At 43.0% G+C, this 20,419-nt stretch carries 17 protein-coding genes; 2 read left to right on the top strand and 15 right to left on the bottom strand.

The window, feature by feature from the left end; all coding sequences use genetic code 11:
* Nucleotides 1-450 precede the first annotated feature (450 nt).
* The 5 genes from C6Y01_RS16215 to C6Y01_RS16195 all read right to left on the bottom strand — a co-directional run bounded on the left by C6Y01_RS16215 (nt 451) and on the right by C6Y01_RS16195 (nt 5,650).
* Nucleotides 451-1,080, bottom strand: a complete 630-nt coding sequence (locus C6Y01_RS16215) for a LysE family translocator (RefSeq protein WP_034664197.1) — start codon at nt 1,078-1,080, stop codon at nt 451-453.
* A 112-nt stretch (nt 1,081-1,192) separates the two neighbouring features.
* A complete protein-coding gene (locus C6Y01_RS16210) occupies nt 1,193-2,386 on the bottom strand; it encodes an MFS transporter (RefSeq protein WP_034664199.1) in 1,194 nt (397 codons plus the stop codon).
* A gap of 54 nt (nt 2,387-2,440) precedes the next feature.
* The gene (locus C6Y01_RS16205) at nt 2,441-3,487 is read right to left on the bottom strand and encodes a Gfo/Idh/MocA family protein (RefSeq protein ID WP_034664201.1); all 1,047 of its coding nucleotides are present in this window, start codon (nt 3,485-3,487) and stop codon (nt 2,441-2,443) included.
* The gene (locus C6Y01_RS16200; RefSeq protein WP_034664203.1) at nt 3,484-4,350 is read right to left on the bottom strand and encodes an HAD-IIB family hydrolase; all 867 of its coding nucleotides are present in this window, start codon (nt 4,348-4,350) and stop codon (nt 3,484-3,486) included. Before C6Y01_RS16200 ends, C6Y01_RS16205 begins: the two co-directional genes overlap by 4 nt.
* Nucleotides 4,325-5,650 carry a DegT/DnrJ/EryC1/StrS family aminotransferase gene (locus C6Y01_RS16195; RefSeq protein WP_106038501.1) on the bottom strand — a complete coding sequence of 442 codons (1,326 nt, stop codon included), beginning with the start codon at nt 5,648-5,650 and terminating at the stop codon, nt 4,325-4,327. The genes C6Y01_RS16200 and C6Y01_RS16195 overlap by 26 nt, the downstream gene beginning before the upstream one ends.
* A gap of 109 nt (nt 5,651-5,759) precedes the next feature.
* Between C6Y01_RS16195 and C6Y01_RS16190 the strand changes: the two genes are divergently transcribed.
* Nucleotides 5,760-6,749, top strand: a complete 990-nt coding sequence (locus C6Y01_RS16190; protein WP_060595486.1) for a LacI family DNA-binding transcriptional regulator — start codon at nt 5,760-5,762, stop codon at nt 6,747-6,749.
* 206 nt (nt 6,750-6,955) lie between these two features.
* Here the strand turns inward: C6Y01_RS16190 and C6Y01_RS16185 are convergent, their stop codons facing one another.
* From C6Y01_RS16185 to C6Y01_RS16175, 3 genes are all read right to left on the bottom strand, one after another.
* Nucleotides 6,956-8,578 (bottom strand): L-lactate permease, encoded by a 1,623-nt coding sequence (locus C6Y01_RS16185; RefSeq protein ID WP_106038500.1) that lies wholly within the window; start codon nt 8,576-8,578, stop codon nt 6,956-6,958.
* Nucleotides 8,579-8,617: 39 nt separating this feature from the next.
* Nucleotides 8,618-9,565 (bottom strand): L-lactate dehydrogenase, encoded by a 948-nt coding sequence (locus C6Y01_RS16180; protein ID WP_060595484.1) that lies wholly within the window; start codon nt 9,563-9,565, stop codon nt 8,618-8,620.
* 217 nt (nt 9,566-9,782) lie between these two features.
* Nucleotides 9,783-11,213: a YfcC family protein gene (locus C6Y01_RS16175; protein WP_034664213.1), complete on the bottom strand. Its 1,431-nt coding sequence runs from the start codon at nt 11,211-11,213 to the stop codon at nt 9,783-9,785.
* Between the two features lie 153 nt (nt 11,214-11,366).
* Between C6Y01_RS16175 and C6Y01_RS16170 the strand changes: the two genes are divergently transcribed.
* The gene (locus C6Y01_RS16170; protein ID WP_034664215.1) at nt 11,367-12,494 is read left to right on the top strand and encodes a M20 peptidase aminoacylase family protein; all 1,128 of its coding nucleotides are present in this window, start codon (nt 11,367-11,369) and stop codon (nt 12,492-12,494) included.
* A gap of 48 nt (nt 12,495-12,542) precedes the next feature.
* On the opposite strand, the gene C6Y01_RS16165 is transcribed toward C6Y01_RS16170, so the two are convergent.
* From C6Y01_RS16165 to C6Y01_RS16135, 7 genes are all read right to left on the bottom strand, one after another.
* Entirely contained in the window at nt 12,543-13,265 is a 723-nt protein-coding gene (locus tag C6Y01_RS16165) for an SDR family NAD(P)-dependent oxidoreductase (protein ID WP_106038499.1), read from the bottom strand.
* Between the two features lie 123 nt (nt 13,266-13,388).
* Entirely contained in the window at nt 13,389-14,144 is a 756-nt protein-coding gene (locus C6Y01_RS16160; RefSeq protein ID WP_223249954.1) for an alpha/beta fold hydrolase, read from the bottom strand.
* A gap of 106 nt (nt 14,145-14,250) precedes the next feature.
* Nucleotides 14,251-15,132, bottom strand: a complete 882-nt coding sequence (locus C6Y01_RS16155) for a glycine betaine ABC transporter substrate-binding protein (protein WP_034664219.1) — start codon at nt 15,130-15,132, stop codon at nt 14,251-14,253.
* Complete coding sequence (opuAB, locus tag C6Y01_RS16150) at nt 15,132-15,977, bottom strand: glycine/proline betaine ABC transporter permease subunit OpuAB (RefSeq protein WP_034664471.1); 846 nt, start codon at nt 15,975-15,977, stop codon at nt 15,132-15,134. The genes C6Y01_RS16155 and opuAB overlap by 1 nt, the downstream gene beginning before the upstream one ends.
* 10 nt (nt 15,978-15,987) lie before the next feature.
* The gene (gene opuAA, locus C6Y01_RS16145) at nt 15,988-17,256 is read right to left on the bottom strand and encodes a glycine/proline betaine ABC transporter ATP-binding protein OpuAA (protein WP_034664221.1); all 1,269 of its coding nucleotides are present in this window, start codon (nt 17,254-17,256) and stop codon (nt 15,988-15,990) included.
* A 400-nt stretch (nt 17,257-17,656) separates the two neighbouring features.
* Nucleotides 17,657-18,751, bottom strand: coding sequence for a toxic anion resistance protein (locus C6Y01_RS16140; RefSeq protein WP_003217200.1), 1,095 nt, complete (start codon nt 18,749-18,751; stop codon nt 17,657-17,659).
* 14 nt (nt 18,752-18,765) lie between these two features.
* A complete protein-coding gene (locus tag C6Y01_RS16135) occupies nt 18,766-20,382 on the bottom strand; it encodes a YceG family protein (RefSeq protein ID WP_106038498.1) in 1,617 nt (538 codons plus the stop codon).
* Nucleotides 20,383-20,419: the final 37 nt, after the last annotated feature.

Here is a 20,419-nt window from a genome sequence, read left to right as displayed (position 1 = left end):
CTATGATCTGTTCTTCATCAAAAAGACAGAATCGAGCACCCAATAAATGAGGGCCGAGCATAAGCTAAACAGATAGACTTTGTAGCTGTGATAACTGATAAGATCAGCATGCACACATAGTTGAATACTGGAAGAAAAATACGCATGGCAAAGCTCCTTGAAACCATTTTATATCCCATCATTATTCAAGAATGTGTTATGTCTGTCAATCCTTACAAAAAACAGACTGAATGTATCAGTCTGTTTCAAATTGTTGACAAAGGGCTAAAATGATCTTCATTTTAGCCTTTTGTCTTCTTTTCAGCGTGATAGAAAACCTTTGCAGTCTAGGAAGGACGAGTACCGGAGCGGAGCGAATTTGACATTCGTGAGCACCGGCACGCAGGACTGACACCGAATGCGAGGGTTTGTCTACACGCTGAAACAGACTGAATGTATCAGTCTGCTTTTCTACCCAATCAACGCCATGATCCCTTGATACCCAAAATAGGCGCCGAAACCAAGTAAAGATAAGCCTGCAAGAACGGATAAGCCATGTAAGACACGTTCACTTAAATAGCGCCTAAACGAACTAGCAAGCAGCGCCATACTGAAATCCCAGATCAGCATGCCGATAAAAATAGCCATGCTGTACATCAGCATTTGAGATGCCCCATACTTTTCAATCGTATTAGCCAAAATACTGCCGTAGATGCCAAGCCAAAATAAAATACTGAGCGGATTGGAAAGAGAAATGAAAAACCCCGTCATGAACGACTGACCAACCGAAGTGTTTCCACCATCCTTTTTCGGGCTCTCCTGCAAATTGATTTTACGCAGACTTTCAATGCCCGTATAGGTCAGAACGAAAAAGCCGAACAGCCACAAAAAGGTTTTCACTAGAGGTGCAGTCAAAAGCTGGGCGACACCAAAATAGATGAGGAGCATATAGACAATATCCGCGGCCATCGCCCCCACACCAAAAATCCACGCGTGCCAAAATCCACTTTTAATCCCTCTGTCGATTTGGGCTGCATTGACTGGCCCAACAGGCGCTGAAAGTGACAACCCTAAAAAGATATAACCAAAAAACACCGCCACATAGACGTCCTCCTTTTGATGCTGACTTGTACATATTATTCAAACGTTCTGTGTTTTAGTACAAGTCCTTTGTCATCTTTTCAGGTGGACTCAAGGAGACATTGGATATTGCTTACCGATCGGCTTTCAGCGCCGATTGCTGCGACAGGACCGTATCCTTTTTCTTAGCACGATTCATTTGAATCGCAGCTGCAAACAGAAGAACAGCTAAGAAGGCGAAAACAAAGACGGCACTTGCTGCTCCTGCCCATTCAAGACTAAAGCCAATCAAGAAGGACAAGCAGGCTCCGCCTAAACTTGCGGCTGCAATAAAGTAACTCGTTGCCTCGTCGATGGCATTTTCAATCATTAATGCAGATGCAGTCAGTGCGATTGGGAACATGCCAGCTGCGCACAGGCCGATGAAAAAGATGAGAAGCAGCTGCGCGGCGATGTGGGTTGTCAGGGCAAATACAACGAGCAGCACAATCATGAGTGCTGCGCTTAGCTTTAAAAAACGCAGCGGATGCAGCTGATCAGCTTTTCTCGCAATGACAGTTCTGCCAATGACGATCGCTGTCCAAAAGGTAGAAACCGCAAAAAGACTCCAGTTGTCTCCCCCTTTATCCAGCATGATCGACGGCAAAAAGTTCGCAAAGTTCGTTTCAATCCCTGCGTAGAAAAAAGCAAAACAGATCATGAGCACCACAATCATTCGATTGTTTCGATCAACAAGTAAGGACGGTTTTCTCATCCCATTGGAATTGGAAGAAGAAGCCATCTGTCCACGAGGCAATTTGTTCATAAAGGCAAGCCAGAGCATAAGAAAGAAAGTCAGTGCACCGACTTGAAATAAAAACACATAGTGCCACGTCTGTTCAGTGACAGTGAGCAGAATCACAAGTGGAAATAATAGCGCTCCTAACCCAAAAAAGACCTCCATGATGCTGATTCGCTTCGCACTGTTTGCCATCGAAATCACATACGCTCCGGCTGTGGTCTCAAGACTGCCTGCACCGCTCCCAAGAAAAAAACCTGCCAGCACAAGTGTTGTCCAGCCCGGCACCAAAAGTCCAAGGAGAAGTGACCCGATCATCAGCAAAAGACCCATGGTCAGAACAGCGCCATAGCCTTTTTTCCTCACAAGAATGGGGGATAACAGAACACCTGTCAAAAAACCAATAAACTGAAAAAAGATTAAAGAAGATAATTCCCCGGGACCCTTATCGTAACTTGACAGTAAATAAGGAGTTAAGCTGCCAAAAAACACATGAATGGTCCCAATAAAAAAATAAAAGACACAGCCAAAATAAAATACTTTTTTCATCTTTTCACTTCCTCTAAAAAGGAGCGGAGTCATGACATCCTCCGCTCCACCTCTTTAATATGTCCGGGCAGACTTGACAGCCTCTTCCCTCTCGAAGCATGTATTGAGCGCAGCCTGTGCGCGATACCCATCTACAAAATCAGCCACTTTCATATGAGATGGATATGAATCTGTATTCACCCAGTGCATCAGCTGATCACGGAACGTATCAGACCATCCGTAAAATTCATTTGGCGGATCTGTCAGCAGGGTTTGCGGCATTTGATGACGCTCCACACACAATCCATCACTGATCTCATATTCGTTTTTCATGTTCGTATGGTATTTGAATACCTTGTCATGACCAACGACTTCTACACTAAATCCGCATTCCTCAGGCTGCGTGCTTTTGGATGTGACCAAGTGAAAGAACACTTGATTCTCCATCTGACCGAAAATTTCGGTATGATCATCCACCTGCACCTTTTTCTCTTCTTTTTCCTTTACATGTGTCAGCATCTTGGTATTAAGTGATTCTTTCTTCATGTCACTGCCAAATAAGTACCACAGCATATCAATTAAATGAATACCAAGATCCCCTAATGCACCGCTCGTGCGCAGACTCTCACCGCCGTCTCTCCATGAAAATGTCTTTCTTCTGAGGGCACTGTTTTTCTTAAAATGAGTCCTGACGGTCAAAATGCGGCCTAATTCACCATTGGCAATCAAGTTCTTCAAAATATTCACAAAGGATAAGTAACGATAGTTAAAGCCCATACTGGCTTGAACCTGGAACTGTTTGGCTGTCTCCACCATTTCCTTCGCTTCCTTCAGCGACACAGCCATCGGCTTTTCACATAAAATGGGCTGTCCTGCTCTTAGTGCCTGAAGGGCATGGTCTTTGTGACAAAAATTAGGGGAGGCAATGATCAACCCATCAGATGCATCTGCTAGTGTTTCAATACTTGAATACACACGTCCGCCGTACTGTTTAATGAATCCCTGTGCAACTGACTCGTGCAAATCATAGACACCGGATAACTCTGCACCTTTGATTGTTGATAATGCTCTTGCATGAGCTTTTGCAATATTCCCTGCTCCAACAATTCCAATTTTCTTCATGAATGTGCCTCCTCATGTTTATACATCACTGTTTTCAGTGTTTCATAGATTCCTTTTGCATACCCATGATGACAAATCTGATGATGGTGCCGCTTGGCTTCGACCGTCGCATTTTGGACGAGGAAACCATGCGTGACGGATTGAAGCATCCGCAAATCGTTCCCACTATCTCCAAAGGCAAAGCCTTGATCTTTCGACAGATCATATTGGTTCAGCATAAAGCGGACAATTTCATCCTTCCCTGTTCCGACTGGTAAAAAATCGACATCATAGCAATCCGCAGGGTCTCCTGCGAGCGGATTGCATTTGTTAATGTTGACCGCCACCCCGCGCTCTTTGGCAAGTGTTTGGATGAATGATAGATGATGAAGATCTGTCCGTTCATCCTGCTCCTGATAATAGAAATTCTTCTTATACCCTGAGCTGCCCAGCTGCGTTTGCGGTCTGAGATGAATTCCCTTTTCACGTACGGTTTCCAGGATGTCTTCAATTTTTTCATCTGAAAAGCCCTGCGCATCCAGCCGCTTCATCCACTCCGCATCTGGCTGTCCAAAACGAGCTTCCGATGTATACACAATTTCAGTTCCTAAGTTCGACGCAATGAAATGCGGGAATTGATGAAAACCGCCTTTTTCCATTTTACTTGTGACAGAATCGAGGCTGCTTCCCGTGACCCAGCCAAGCATGAGCTGTCCTGCTTCGCTCTTTTCTGCCACAAAGGCTTCCAGCCGCTTTACATCCTCTCTCTGCTCATCGGTCATTCCGTGAGAATAATAGGTTTCATCAAAGTCACAGAAGACGATCCACTTCGGATTTTCCGGCTGATTCAGCAGCTTTTTATTGAATGGAAGACTTGATAACATGATGAACCCCCTCGATGACCTTCTCCTGATCTTGCAGCGGCATGCCTGGATACAGCGGCAAGTGAAGTAATTGCTGTGCTGCTTTTTCCGTGTGTGGAAGTGTCGTTTGTTTATACTTTTGAGAAACAAGATTTGTTTGATGCTGATGCGATAGAATCGGGTAATAAACATCTGTTTCTATGCCCATTTCCAGCAATTTCGCTGCAAGCTCATCTCGTTCTCCCTTCAACACTCTAATCGGGAACAGATGCCAGACATGATCATCCGTCAGCTTCGGAAGCTTCAAGTATCCTTCATCCTCAAGCGTTTGCAGCTGGTCAATATATCGCTTTGCTAAGTAAAAGCGTTTAAAGTTTTGTAACCCTAAATACTTCATGCGTTCGAGTCCGATCGCTGCCTGCAAATTATCAATTTTAGAATTAAATCCATAGTCACTGCGTTTGACATTTTTCTTTCCTACTTCAAAGCCGTGATAGCTGATCTCCATGCATTTTTCCGCTAAGGCTTCATCATTTGTCGCGATAGCTCCTGCTTTGCCGCAGACACCAAGATTCTTGTATGGATTAAAGCTGAGAACAAGTCCATCTCCATATGCTCCAAGGCCGCTGCTGCCGATCGCCTGACAGCCATCTTCAATGATTTTCAACCCATGCTGTTTTGCAATCGCCGAAATGGCCTTCATATCCGCTTGCTTTCCATATAAATGAACCGGAAGAATGCATGCCGTTTGATCTGTGATATGCTTCTCAATTTCACTCGGTGCCAAGCAGTAAGTATCTGGATCAATATCGGCATAGACCGGAACAGCCCCAATCGCAAGCACTGCATTTTCTGTTGCAGCAAAGCTATTCGCTGGCAAAATGACCTCGTCTCCCGGATGGACGCCTGCTGATATGAGGCTGATCATTAGGGCATCTGTTCCACTTGACGTGGCAATGACATATTTCTTCCCTAAGTACTCAGCGAGCTGCTTTTCAAACGCCGGAATATATGGCCCTGAAGTAAAACGGCCAGAACTCAATACTTCTTTCAACACCTGCATGATATCATCGATCTCATCCTCTGAAATCAGTTTATCAACTGGCAGAAATGGTATCTTTTTTTCCTTATTTTGTTTATAATGGAAGAGAATTTTTTCCAAGCCTGTGCGCCCTATATCTTGCTCAAGGAACGTCACCAGCTTTTCATTTGCTAGGTGCTTCTCAACTGAATCAGACTTTACTTGAACACCTTGATTGATCATATCCAGCAAAGGAAGATAATCCTTGCTTTTACCTGATATCTTCGTCAATATTTGCATTCCATTCCCTCCAATTAATCAATTCCATTTGTTAATATTTAACTTGTTTCACATTGTAAATGATGTTATCGATTTCAGAACAATAACTTTGTGTAAAGGATTTGTTAATATGTGTACAATTTATGAAATTGCCAAACGCTGCGGGGTTTCAACCACCACCGTTTCCAGAGTGCTGAATCATCATCCATATGTGTCAGAGGAAAAGCGTCAGCTCATTTTACAGGTGATGAAAGAAATGGAATATACACCGAGTTCAGCGGCTCGCACTCTTCGTTCACATCAGACAAAAACCATTGCTGTGTCTGTCCCGGCTGTGGACCATCCTTTTTTTGCACAATTGATTAAAGGCATATCAAAGGAAGTACTGGATCAAGGTTATAAAGCCATCGTGCTTCAGACGTTTTATCAGGAATCGTTAGAGCTTGAAGGGCTTCAATTATTAAAAAAAAGAGAAGTAGATGGGGTCATATTAGGGGCATTAGAAAATCCGTGGGAAAAGATCGAGCCATTTTTAACGAACGGCCCTATTGTCATGGCGAACGAATATCATCAAACAGCAGACATCCCGATTATTGGATACGATGAGCGGGAAGCCGCCTATAAAGCGGTTGACTACTTGATTCAGTCAGGGCGAAGATCGATTGGATTTTGCTTTGATACTGAAAGCAGTGAAGCACAAAAACAAAGGAAACAGGGCTATCTTGATGCACTTTCTGCACACGGCTTGCCGCTGCATGACGATTGGCTTTTCGGGGAGGCCTTCACCATTGAAGACGGTTTTCGCTTAATGGATGTCATCCATGACATGAAGAATGCACCTGATGCCATTTTCACGGGTAATGATCAAGTCGCAGCAGGGCTCATTAAACAGGCCATTTCATACGGTTATCAAATCCCTAAGGATCTAGCGGTGATCGGCTATGACAATCAAGACATTTGCGAGGTGACAGCTCCAACAATCACCACAATTGACATCCCGATCGTAGAGCTTGGCCAGCGGTCTGTGCAGCAAATAATCGAGATCCTGCAAGACCAAAAACCATTACAGCGTGAACATATCCATCTGCCTACCCGGCTTGTGACAAGGGAATCGACATAAACAAAAAAGACTGAGAGCTGTCTCAGTCTTTTTTGTTGACAAAGGGCTAAAATGATCTTTGTTTTAGCCCTTTGTCTTCCTTCTTTCAGCGTGATAGAAAACCTTTGCAGTCTAGGAAGGACGAGCACCGGAGCACAGACCGGACAAAGAATGCGAGGGTTTATCTACACGCTGCGACTGAGAGCTGTCTCAGTCTTTTTTTAAACCTATACAAATTGAGCAAGAATGAATGTCCATATACACACAATGCCGAGCAGGATGAAGCTGTACTTCACGGTCTTTTGGAAGAGCTCAGATTCTTTACCTGTTTCTCCAACAGCTGCTGTAGCTATGGCGATGGATTGTGGAGAAATTAATTTTGCCATGACCCCGCCAGTTGTATTTGCCCCGATTAACAAACCTGCCTGTGAGCCGATTTGAGAAGCAGTGACCGCTTGAAGGTTGCCGAATAAGGCGTTGTTACTCACGACAGATCCTGTAATAAACACCCCGATCCAGCCAAGCACCGGGCTGACAAGCGGGAACAAATCGCCTGTTTTGGCAAGTGCAAGCCCAATGGCTGAACTTAGTCCAGCGAAGTTCGCCAAGTTGGCAAAGCCCATGACAAAACAAATGGTAAGAACAGGTACCCAAAGCTCTTTCACTGATGCTTTTAAGCAGGCAGCTCCTTCTGTTAATGTAATATGTCTGCTAAACAAACCTGTCAGCATCACCGCAATCAGAATGGCAGTACCCGTTGCACTGATGACATCAATTTTAAAGATCGCATCAATAGGTGTTTCTGTTTGTGCAATTGGTGGTAATTTCACAATTTGCTGATGCAAAAAAGGCATTCTCACTAAAATGGTTGTCCAGTTGAGCGGGCCTCCTACAGCAAACAATGCTTTAAATGCTGGAAGACTCCATACCGTAATAATGGCGGTTAAAATATAGAACGGAGACCATGCTTTCAGCACTTCAATGCCGCGATACGTTTGTTTCTGTTCAATGGCTGGTGCTCCTTCTTCACGATAAATGTGTTTCGGCTGCCATTTTCGAAGAAATAAAGCCAAAATGCCCATACTTGCTAAAGCTGAAATAATATTGGCAAGCTCAGGACCCATTGTCACCATTGTGACAGCTTGTAAAATGGCATAGCTTCCACTTACAACAAGCAAGGCAGGGAGCGTTTCTTTAATCCCTTTGAATCCGTCCACAATGAGAATGAGGAGGAACGGAATACAGAATGAAATAAACGGTATCGTATACACAAGGGTTTGAGATAACGCAAGCGGAGTCATATTGCCCATTTGCGCCCCTGTAATGACTGGGATACCCACAGCACCAAATGCGCCAGACGCAGCATTGGCAATTAAGCAGAGCATCGCAGCTTTCAGCGGTTTAAACCCAAGCTCTGTTAAGAGAGCAGCACTGATCGCAATCGGTACACCAAACCCAGCGGCTCCCTCTAAAAATGCATTAAAACTAAAACCAATTAATAATAGCTGAAGACGTTGATCTTGAGAGATTCCTGCAATACTAGAACGAATGACATCGAATTTTCCAGATTTCACAGCAATTTTATAGAGCCATACCGCCATGATGACGATATATCCAATCGGCCACAGCCCATTAGATATACCGAGCAGCACAGCAGATAATGCCTTTTCAATTGGCATATGAAAGAAGAAAACAGCTGTTACAAAGCTGACGATTAAGGTAAAACAAGCGGCTAAAACACCTTTTAACTTAAATACAGTTAATGCAAGCAGGAAAAACAAAATTGGGAGCATTGCTACCAATGCACTCACGAACTCATTACCAAACGGATTATATATTTGCTGCCACATAGTGATTCATCCTTTTCTGCTCAGATAGGTTGCTTTTGATTAAAAATGAGGAGCCAAAATCTCTTTTAACACATTCACACTGTGTGCGAATTGTTCTTTTTCTGTATCATTAAGTGCAAGCTCCATCACTTCTGTTGCGCCATTTCGATTCACAAGGGCAGGTACACCAATGTAGACATCTTCTGCTCCATACTCTCCATCTAAGTAAGTGCTGACGGTCAAAATACTGTTTTCATTGTGCAGGATCGCTCTTGTAATGCGGGCCAAACTCATCGCTACGCCGTAGTAAGTGGCGCCTTTTTTCTCAATGATTTGGTAAGCGGCATGGCGGACATTTTCCATCATCTCATCTAAATCTTCTTGTTTGTATTGATCATTTCTCTTCATTAATTCTGTAATGGGTACACTTCCGATATTCGCATGACTCCACACAGCAAGCTCTGTATCCCCATGCTCTCCAATGATGTACGCATGCACATTGTGTGCCGCTGCTTCAAAGTACTCACTGAGCATGTATCTAAATCTTGCAGTATCAAGTGTGGTTCCACTGCCAATCACTCGCTCTTTTGGCAGGCCACTGAATTTCCAAGTGGCATATGTCAAAATATCAACAGGGTTCGTGGCGACTAAGAAAATACCATCGAATCCACTTTTCATCACATTGTCTACAATGCCTTTAAATATATTTAAATTTTTCTCAACAAGGTCAAGTCTCGTTTCACCTGGCTTTTGGTTCGCACCAGCACAGATACATACAATGTCTGCATCCTTACAATCCTCATAATCTCCATACCATGTATTCACAGGATGCGGAGCAAATGCTTTCCCGTGGTTTAAATCCATGACGTCACCCATTGCTTTATCTTGATTTAAATCGATGACAACCAATTCATCTGTGATCGCTTGATTTATTAATGTAAAGGCATAACTGCTGCCTACAAAACCTGCTCCAATAAGTGCTACTTTGTTTACTTTTTCGTTTGTCATTTATCTCATCCTCCTGAGTAAAACTAGGTTGTTTTTCTTATGTGAAGTATTTCACATTCTTATTGTGCAACACTTCACAAACTTTTGCAAGGGGGTTGCTCAAAAAAAATATGTAGCGAATTTGTGAACACACTTATTGTGCTTTCAAAGCGCTGTCTCCATGCATATTTCCACAAGAAAAAAGCTGCCAAACAATTGTCAGCAGCTTTATACATGTTTAATAAGGTCCCCAGTTGATCATAACGCCGATACAAATAAAGACAAGGCCAATGACAAACCAAATGAGCGCAAGCGGCACCATAAAACGCAGCCACTTCACATAAGGAATACCACTTGCAGCAAGCACAGCCATCAACACACCTGACGTCGGATTGATACAGTTAACCACCCCTTCACCAAGCATCACTGCTTCTACAGCTACCTGTCTTGTGATGCCCATTAAATCAGCCAGTGGCGCAAGAATTGGAATAAAGACAACCGCTTCTCCTGATCCTGATGAAATCAAAAAGTGAAGAAGCGCACTCGCAATATACATCCCGATCGCACCAGCAATTGGACTAAATCCTGTCAGCATACTCGCCAAGCCATTGACCACTGTATCCAGCAGCTTACCGTTTTCTAAAATGACAGAAATGCAGCGTGCCATTCCGACAATGAGTGCGCCGTACACAAGGCTTTGACAGCCGACAATAAATGTTTTCGCAATATCATTGGCTGCTAATCCGCCAAGCAATCCAGCAGCAATGGCCATAAAAATGAACACACCTGCCATTTCCTTATCGGTCCAGCCAAGCTGAAGCGCGCCATATAAGAAGCCCCCAAGAGACAATCCGCACACCGCTAAAATCAGCTTATGTCTGCCGGTAAATGCAGGCTTGTCCACAGATTCCGCATCAGCTCCGCCAAGCCCCTTCGCAGGAAACCATTGATCACCAAGAAGGCTTCCCTTTTCTTTATTCTTCAGGCGTCTTGTATATAAATAGATGTACACAATACTAGATATAAGAAAGCAAAGATAAATAATGACACGCAGGCCAATGCCAGAAAAGATCGGCAGCTCTGCAATCGTTTGAGATAAACCTAGTGGAGATGGAGACAAAATGGTTGCGTTAAATCCAGCATAACAGCCGATGTAAATGACCGCTGCTCCTGCCACAGCGTCCCATTTCAAGGACCTTGCCACAATAATCCCGATTGGAATAAATCCTATAACAGAGTTCACGACAATGCCGGTCGTTCCAAGCACCGAAAATAATCCTCCAACAATACAAATAAACAATAATTGCTTCGTTTGAAACCTGCTGATGACATGGTGAATCATTCCGTTAATAGCACCTGTTTTCTCCAAAATGGCAATGGTTCCGCCAGTAAATAGAATGAGAAAAATAATAGAAGAGGACCCTACCATCCCCTCCTGAATGGCTGTAAAAAAGCCAACGGGACTCACGGGTGATTGATCAATGCGGTGAAAGCTGCCAGGAACAGCTGTTGTGATTTCCCCTGATGTCTTTCGATCAAATTCACCCGCTGGTACAAAATACGTTGCAATGGTACAAATGAGCGCAATGATAAATAAGAGAACATACGCATCCGGCATTTGAAGTTTTCGTTTTTGTTTCTCTGGTGCTGATACTGCCGCTGTTTTCATGTGTCAAAACCCCTTTGTCCCGATCGGAATTTCACTTAATTTTCTGAATAATCAAATGATGTGTTATATTATAAACACTGATGATATTTAAGATCAATATTATTTCACTAAAAGAATGTTTTGGCAGATTTTCTGTCAGCAAGGAGGCTACTCATGACAACTTTGACAAACGAAATGCAACAGACCGTGACAGACATCTTTGAACACCTGCACGCCCACCCAGAAATCAGCTGGGAAGAAACGAATACGACGGCTTATCTTGAAGGCATATTAAAAAAAATGGGCTGCAAGACTCGAACATTTGACGACTGTACAGGAGTGATTGGTGAAATGGGAGAAGGCGCACCAGTGGTCGCTGTGAGAGCCGATATTGATGCACTTTGGCAGGAAGTAGATGGTGAGTTTCAAGCCAATCATTCATGTGGTCACGATGCACACATGACAATGGCTCTCGGCACCTTCATGGCATTAAAGGAAAAGGAGCTCCCGAACGGCACCATCCGCTTCATTTTTCAGCCTGCTGAGGAAAAAGGCGGCGGCGCGCTGAAAATGATTGAAAAAGGTGTGTTAGCAGACGTTGATTACTTATACGGAGTGCATGTGCGCCCAATTCAAGAAACATTAAACGGACGCTGTGCACCTGCCATTTTGCATGGATCGAGTAATCATTACATCGGCACAATTATTGGAGAGGAAGCCCACGGTGCACGCCCGCATCTTGGGGTCAACGTCATTGAAGTGGCTTCTACCCTCGTACAGAGACTCGCGCATATCCATGTCGACCCAAGAGTTGCACATTCTGTGAAAATGACCAACCTGAATGCTGGCGGAGGCAGTTCAAACATCATCCCTGGCAAAGCTTCTTTTACATTGGATGTCAGGGCACAAACAAATGTTGTGATGGATGAACTAGAAAAAGAAATTGAAAGAGCCGTACATGCTGTAGCGGATGCCTTTGGCGCTTCCATTACCCTTTCAACCGATCACCGTCTGCCTGCCGCAACCTTAAATGAGGAAGCTGTCCAGATCATGTCTCATGCCATTGAACAGGTTTTAGGCAAAGAACAGCTCGATCCCCCGATCGTCACGACAGGCGGAGAGGATTTTCACTTTTATGCAGCAAAGGTTCCGCATATCAAATCCACGATGCTTGGTTTAGGCTGTGATCTAGAGCCCGGTCTACATCATCCTTATATGACATTCGACCGCTCTGCTATCTTTACCGGCATTGAGATTTTGACTGAAGCTGTTTATCAAACACTTCAGCAGCATTCATCATAAAATCAAAAAACCACCCGTTTTTTCTTTAAACGGGTGGTCTTCTTTATATTACGCATTCAAATCTGTCATGGCTGGGACATTGATTTCTTTTACACAGGATACCCTTGATAAATGAATCACACATCTCGCAAGCTCTACTATATCCTGTACAGGGATTCTCGTTTCATCATATAGAGCGATGGCTTTTTCGGCACCATCTTCATATGGAACCTCTGCCGCCAGCTCTCCTGGATTGATACAGGTAACAGATATTTTATCTTTTCTCACATGCTCTCTCAGTGCATTCACAATTCCGCGCAGGCCAAATTTAGATGCGACAAAAGAAACTTGCGGCAGGTTTGTATGATCGAGTCCCGCCGTTGAGCCAATCACGATGATTTTTCCATTCTCCGATTTCCTTACGTGCGGAAGCAGTGCTTGGATGTAAGTAATCGTAGAGATGACATTCACATTGATTAAATGAGCGATATCCTCTGGCTGATCGTGATCGAATGAATAATCATCTTCAAAGCCTCGTTTTTCCCATAAACCAATGTTATAGATGAGAACATCAATGGTTTGATTCTCCAATGCTTCGAGCATAAAAGGGATGTGGGTTTGGCTTGATAAATCAATTTTCAGCCAAATTCTATGTACACCGTCATCTATGTTCAAACTGCTCGGTTCACTTCGAGACACAATCCAAACTGTATCTCCTCTTGAAGGAAGACCTTTTACAAAAGCATCCCCTAAGCCTTGACTCGCACCGAATATGATATAGTTTTTACTCATAGCTCCTCCTTCTACAGCTCATGAGCTTTCAGTCAGACTGCAGCTCATCTGTAAGCGTTTTATGCCTATATCATATAGGTTCTAAGATCTAACTGCCTCTTTTATGCCTGTCTTCACTTTCGGCTACTTGATTTCCTTTAATTCCACTGGTAACGCACGCTCTTCTATAAAGGATTGAATCATATCAATAAACAGTTCTTTCTTTTCAAACGTAAATGTATGTCCAATATCAGGAACGACGACACCTGCTGCCTTCGGATGTGATGTCGTTATTTTCTTTGCTGACCGTTTCATGATACCTTTTTCCTTTTCTCCCACTGTGACAAGAATCCGTGCCTTCGCTTGTTGAAACGTGTCTGGGAGCTTGTAATGGAGATTTTCTTGAAACATCGTCAGAAGGGTTTTCTTCTGCAAACTCTTCGAATCCGCCGCATAGTCATTCAGTACATCGTTTGGAAGCCCCATCTTTTCAGCTTGGAGCTGGATAAACCAATCTTTCTTTAATAATGGATACGTAAGAGGTAAAAGAGGTCTCACCATCAAGTAAAGCCACGGCAGCGGCATCACAAGAGCGCTGTTGATGACGGCTATGTCTACGATATCAGGCTCATTCGATAACACTTCAACGGCAACCTGTGCACCTAGAGAGAATCCAATGAGTATCACTTTACGGCCGCGCGCATGCTGCTTGAACCACGAGATGACTTCAAGAGCGCTTTCTCGCATGGAAAATGACTGTTCATTTGCTCTTGTCCCATGACCAATCAGATCAGGCGTATAGCATTCATACGCTTCCTTGAATGTTTCCATCTGCTCCTGCCACATCCAGCTGCTGACTCCTCCGCCATGCAGGAAAATCATGATTGGCTTATCCATCATCGACAACTCGTCCACCATCCTTATATAAGAAAAAAGCAGCCGCTTTTTGAGCAGACTGCTTTTTCATATGCTCCCTTCTATTATAAGGGAACCTCATCACTATAGGCTATTTTTTCAAATCCTCAATCGAGTTGACGTTCTTCATATATGTCGGAACAACTAGCCCCATGCGAAGACCTTTCATACTTGTGCCTAGATCATCATATTTCCCTTTAAACTTCGCTGCATACGTTTTATGCGTATTTGGCAGCCAAGCAGATAATGAGGCATCCGCACTTCCAGTTGCAATTGCTGTCCACATTGGACCTGCTTCCACCTGAGTCAAGGTCACTTCAAATCCGAGCTCACGCAGTACTTCTGCAGCGACATTGGTACTTGCAATCTCACTATCCCACGCAACGTAGGCAAGATTGACTTTGTCACCATTCGACTTTTTCACGCCTTTTGTCCATTTCGCTACTTGGTCTTTATGTTTCTTCACATATTTAACGGCTGCATCCTTTGGATTGATACCATCTTGGATATCCATCATGACTTCGCCCATGTCATCTTGAGACCATTTAAATTGACTAAGCATTTTGGCTGCTTCCGGCTGATCTTTTGCAAAACCTTTACGTGAAATCGTATGAATCTCTTCCGCTTCACCGTAAGATTTCTTTGGATCCTCTAAATATTTTAAATCATAGCGAGTAAACATCCAGTGTGGATTCCAGCCAGTGATAATAATTGGCTTTTTACGGTCGTAAGATTTCTTGAGCGTTGCGGTCATAGCTGCACTTGATGCAGACACAACCGTCCAATCCTCTAAGCCGTAATCCTTTTTCGCTTGATCCGTTAGCGCCATAATCCCTGAACCCGGATCAATGCCGATAATGGTTTTATTCACCTGCTGTGCTGCACTCGCATTTGAATCTGACTTCACGCCACAAGCGGCTAGTAAAAAGACAAGCAGGGCGGTCATCCCAATGTAGAGAGACTTTTTCCACATTAAGCATTCCCCCTGGTTTTTTTCGTTTTAATGTTTTGTGTAATACGGTCGAGTGTAATCGCCACAATCACAATGGCAATACCTGCTTCAAAACCAATTCCTGTTTTCAGCTGCGTTACCGCACTATATACTTCTGAACCAAGTCCTGGCGCACCTACCATTGCCGCAATGACGACCATTGATAGAGCAAGCATGATACTTTGGTTAATACCAGCTAGGATGGTTTTTGTTGCAAGTGGAAGCTGAACTTTGAACAAACGCTGGAATGTCGTTGAACCAAATGCTTCTGTTGCTTCAATTAAATCAGCTGGTACTTGTTTAATACCGAGAATCGTCATACGAATCGTTGGCGGCATGGAGAAAATAACTGATGCTACAACCCCAGGCACAACGCCAATGTTAAAGAAGAAGATTGCTGGTAATAGATAAACGAATGCAGGCATTGTCTGCATTAAATCTAAAATAGGTGTTACAATCTTACGCACAGTTTCCTTCTGTGATGCCCAAATACCGATCGGAACCCCGATCACGATGGAAATGACCACAGCTGTCAAAACGAGCGCAAGTGTTTGTAGCATTGGATGCCAGTAGCCTAAATAGTCGATCAGCAAAAATCCAATAAGTGTGAAAAGAGCAACTCCTCTTGTACTGATCCACCAGGCAATGCCGGCAAAAATAAGGGTTAAAATAATGGATGGAATCACACCAAGTGCTGCCACAATTCCATTTACTGTGCCTGCTAATCCATTTGTGATGCCATCAAAGAAACCACCAAACGTTAATGTTAACCAGTCAACAAATCGATCAATGTAATCCGCGAACTGAATTCTAGGTAAATCACTCATACTAAACATCTTATTCTACCTCCTGTGCAGAAGGCTCTTGTGTTTTAATTTCCTCAAGTTTGTTAGAAGACATGTTGATATACTCATCATTACCTGATAACGCACCAATTAATGCACCTCTGACCACAATACCCTTCATTCTGTTTTTCTCATCGACAACAGCAATTGGAATGTTTGCTGCATCAGACACTGCGTCAAAGATTTCTGTCAAATACGTAGATTCCAATACTGTCGTGAATTCTTTATCGAGAACTGTTTCAAGCGACGCTCCCATTTCTGCCGCCTTTTTCGCTGCTTGTGCAGAAATAACACCTAATAAATGCTTTTTCTTATCTACTGCATAGATAGACGAAATCCCAAGGTTTTTCATGAGCGTGAGCGCAACACGTGCCCCTTTGTCGATCTGAATTGTTTCTGCACGTTTCATAATATGACCAGCGGTTAATACTTTAGAAAGGTCGACATCTTCAACGAAACGTTCAACATATTCATTCGATGGGTTCATCAGGATTTCTTCTGGTGTTCCGATTTGAACGATATTTCCGTCCTTCATGAGCACAATGCGGTCGCCAATCCGAAGCGCCTCATCTAAATCATGGGTAATGAAAATGATCGTTTTTCCTACAGATGTATGAAGCTCAAGCAATTCATCCTGCATATCTTTACGAATTAATGGATCGAGTGCGCTGAATGCTTCATCCATTAATAAAATGTCAGGGTCATTTGCTAATGCACGTGCCAATCCAACACGCTGCTGCATCCCGCCACTTAATTGGTTTGGGTACTGTTCTTCAAAGCCTTCAAGTCCAACAAGCTTTAAGGACTCAAGCGCTTTTGAGCGGCGTTCTTCTTTGTCTACACCTTGTAATTCAAGACCGTACTCTGTGTTCTCAAGAATCGTACGGTGGGGGAACAATGCGAAGTTTTGGAAGACCATGCTGATCTTTTTCCGTCTGACTTCACGCAATTGATCCTTTGACATATTTGTTATCATATCCCCATCAATAAATATTTCTCCGGAGGTTGGTTCGATTAACCTATTTAGCAGCCGCACAAGTGTGGACTTTCCGCTCCCTGATAGCCCCATGATGACAAATATCTCGCCGTCATACACATCAAAATTTGCTCGATTGACACCAACTGTTGCGCCGGTCTCTTTTAGGATCTCTCTTTTTGTTTTCCCTTTTCCAAGCATTTGAGATGCTTTTTTAGCATTTTTACCGAAAATTTTAGATACATTATTTATCTTGATTTTGATAGTTCTCTCTTCAGAATTCATATTTTCCCTCCAAATTAGCATCTTTATAACCGTAACATAAGCGTTATGATGCGAACAATCTTTAGAATTCGCTTATTTCCGCACAATATGTATGAATTCCATATAGAGGTCTGGTGATTAGAGTTTATACGCCGTATTACTCGTAAATCCTATAGAATGCTTCATAAACTACATATTTTACGGGGTATTTCCTCTCACCAGACAATATTTTACTGGAAATTCCTAATTATGCTAAAAAACAACTCGAATCCTCACCATAGCGGACTTTTCCAAACGTGGGTGAACCATTCCCCTGAACAGGATTTACCCGAAAATGGTCACATAAAAACCTTTTTTCTTCAAATTTTAATAAAATTGATGGAAAAACTGCCTGCAACTTTAGTTACAGACAGCTTATTTTTTAGGACTCTAGGGCAGCCCGCTTAATATTATCTTGCAATTCAAGCATACGTTTTGTTCCATCTTCGCGTAATCGTTTGTTTTCTTCTTCGATCTGTTTCGTCTCTTTCATCCCTTGTACAATCGTATTAAAGGAAGATTCGATCGTTTCAATGTCGATACTTGGACGTCCAGACAATTTGGCAATCTCCACACTTTGACTTGAGATGTTTTCAGCATTTCGTTTCAGCATTTCATTTGTTCTTCTATCCAGCTCACTCATTGAATCAGCCACAAGCTTTTGTCTCTTCGCTGTAACAGCTTGAATGATCCCATTTTTAAAAATTGGAATGGTGATGATGAACGCAGAGTTGATTTTACCGATTAATTTCGTATTCCCACGCTGCAGCAAACGAATTTGCGGTGCCGTTTGAAGAGCCACCATCCGTGCCATATCAAGGTCATATACACGCTCTTCCAATGCTTGAATGCCGTTACGAAGTGTATCAAGCTCCATTTGTGCCAGCTGGTTTCCACTAGCCGCTTTTTCTTCATAAGAAGGAACCAATTGCTTTAATTCTTCGATTTTCATTTGACCTGCAACAACATACTTTTCAAGCTCCATATAGTATTGAATGTTATGCTCATACATTTCTTCAAGCGTCACAGTCGATTTGGTCATTTCGTCTTTATATTTACTGATTTCTACATTAATTTTTTCAATCTCTGCACCGAGCGTTTGATATTTACTGAAAATCTTTTCAATCATGCTGCCGCCGCGTTTAAAGATTTTTGATAACAAACCACCCTTTGGCTCGTCAAAATCATTTTTATCAAAACGATCCATAATTTTTCCAAGCTGCGTCAGCATCGTTCCTGAGTCAGTGACACTTGTTGAACGCATCATCGAAAGAATACGATCAGAGAACTTAGAGATTTCAACGGCCGGCTGTTTTCCGTATTCAAGCAGCTCCAGCTGATTTTTCGCATCGATCTGTCTCGCAATATTTTGCACTTCTGGTTCATTTCGAAGCTGAACGCGGATATCGTCTGCCTTCTCAATGGAGATTTCCTCTTTATCAATTGAAATGATGTCATTTCCGTTTGTATTTGTCATAAGCTTTGATCTCCTTATCGATTTTTAATGGATTGAAATAACTTTCTGACGATGGATGGCTCTTTAAACTCCTGATTCATGACCATCTCATCAAGCCAATGGGTATCAAATAATTGGTCATCTATATACCGCTCGATACACTGGTATCCCGCCGGATGATACACGAAGAGATCCACCCCCATTTCGTTTAGGAAAATGAGGGCAGCCGCATCAGAACGAGTCAGCTCACCATTATATTCCGTATGGTATAAAATCACTTTCGGTACGGTTTGTGCATAATCAAAGGTTTGAATGAGTTCAATGAGCTCCTGACCGATATGCAGTATCTGTTTGAATAAATAAATACGGACATCTAATTCGGTCTCATTGCCTTCTTTTAATAGCTTTGGATGCTGACAGATTCGAGATATCGCCTCTGCTATCGCACGCTGCGCGCCCTCATATAGATGAGAAAACTGCCATACATTGCTTTTCATTAATAATTCAGGATCAATCTCTCCAGCAGAAGAAAGGGCATGCTGATAATGAAATTGATAATTCGAAGACACTTCTTTCGTAAAAGGAAAATGGCGAATGGTCTTCGTCTCTTTCCCTTCCATTAACGTATGGATACGATCCCAGTATTCACGCTTGTCTCGTGTGATCCCCATCATTTTCGCAAAGAGATTCGGAATCTGTATCGTGTCCCGGTCTGCTTGAAAATTAGGGCGAATAAAGGAACGTTCCTTTGCAATTAAAAACAGCTCATCATACGTTGTCTTCAGCGTAATGGAATGAGGGGTATGATCTCTGAATTGCCACGGCTTATACAGCATTGAATCTTCCGTGTGGAGCACCTCTTCAAGCTCTCTTGTCGAGCGGTACGCCACCGTTGATTTCCTCTCAAGCTTTTCAGTAGGGAACGGTTCAAGCTTTGAATTTCCCGGATACTGATCAATAAAAGTCAGCTTTTCTTCTGGATCTAATTCGCGGAACGAATCCTCGCCCTCTGGATGAAATAGCACAACATCACAGCCAATCAGCATGACATAGTAAAGAAAATAAAGCTGACTTTTATTCGCCTCTCCATACCAAATGACAGCCGGCATTTTTTCTTCTATATTGACTTCCTTCAGCCATGGACCTAGATGATTATTTGAAAACTTCACTACATCCAGCAGAACCCGGCGGAAATCGGGATGTTGAAATCCACCCTCATGCATCTGTTTGAAATGCTCAAACACCTTGATCAATGAAAGGCGGATATGCCGGTTCATCACAGGATTTGGATGGCGTACAATCAGCTGTTCACCATCTAAAAAAGCCACAAAGCGATTCACGGATAATCCCTTTTCTTCTTGGTTAATCAAATGAATGCGTTGAAGCGCTTGAAAATGCTCCGGCTCAATATGACGATTGAGCGTTTCACTTAAAATATGAACGCCATCTGTTTCATATAATTCATGTAAATAAATAAAATAATCGGTTGCATCATGCGGAGTTCCAAGGACCCGGGCGGCGAGACGCGGCAAGGACAATGTATGCTCGTCCTTTACATAACCGTCTCTTTCAGGGAGCGGCTTTTTCAGCACGTTTTTCCAGGCTTCCTGCTCCGCCCGTGTATGGTTGACATCGATTTCTTTATAACTCACGCCGCTCCTTCCTTTCTCCTATATTTTCTCGAAAGCT

Origin of the sequence: Bacillus sp. NMCC46 (genome assembly GCF_002998465.1) — a bacterium.
Lineage (GTDB): Bacteria > Bacillota > Bacilli > Bacillales > Bacillaceae > Bacillus.
This window is presented reverse-complemented; position numbering and strand designations above follow the sequence as displayed.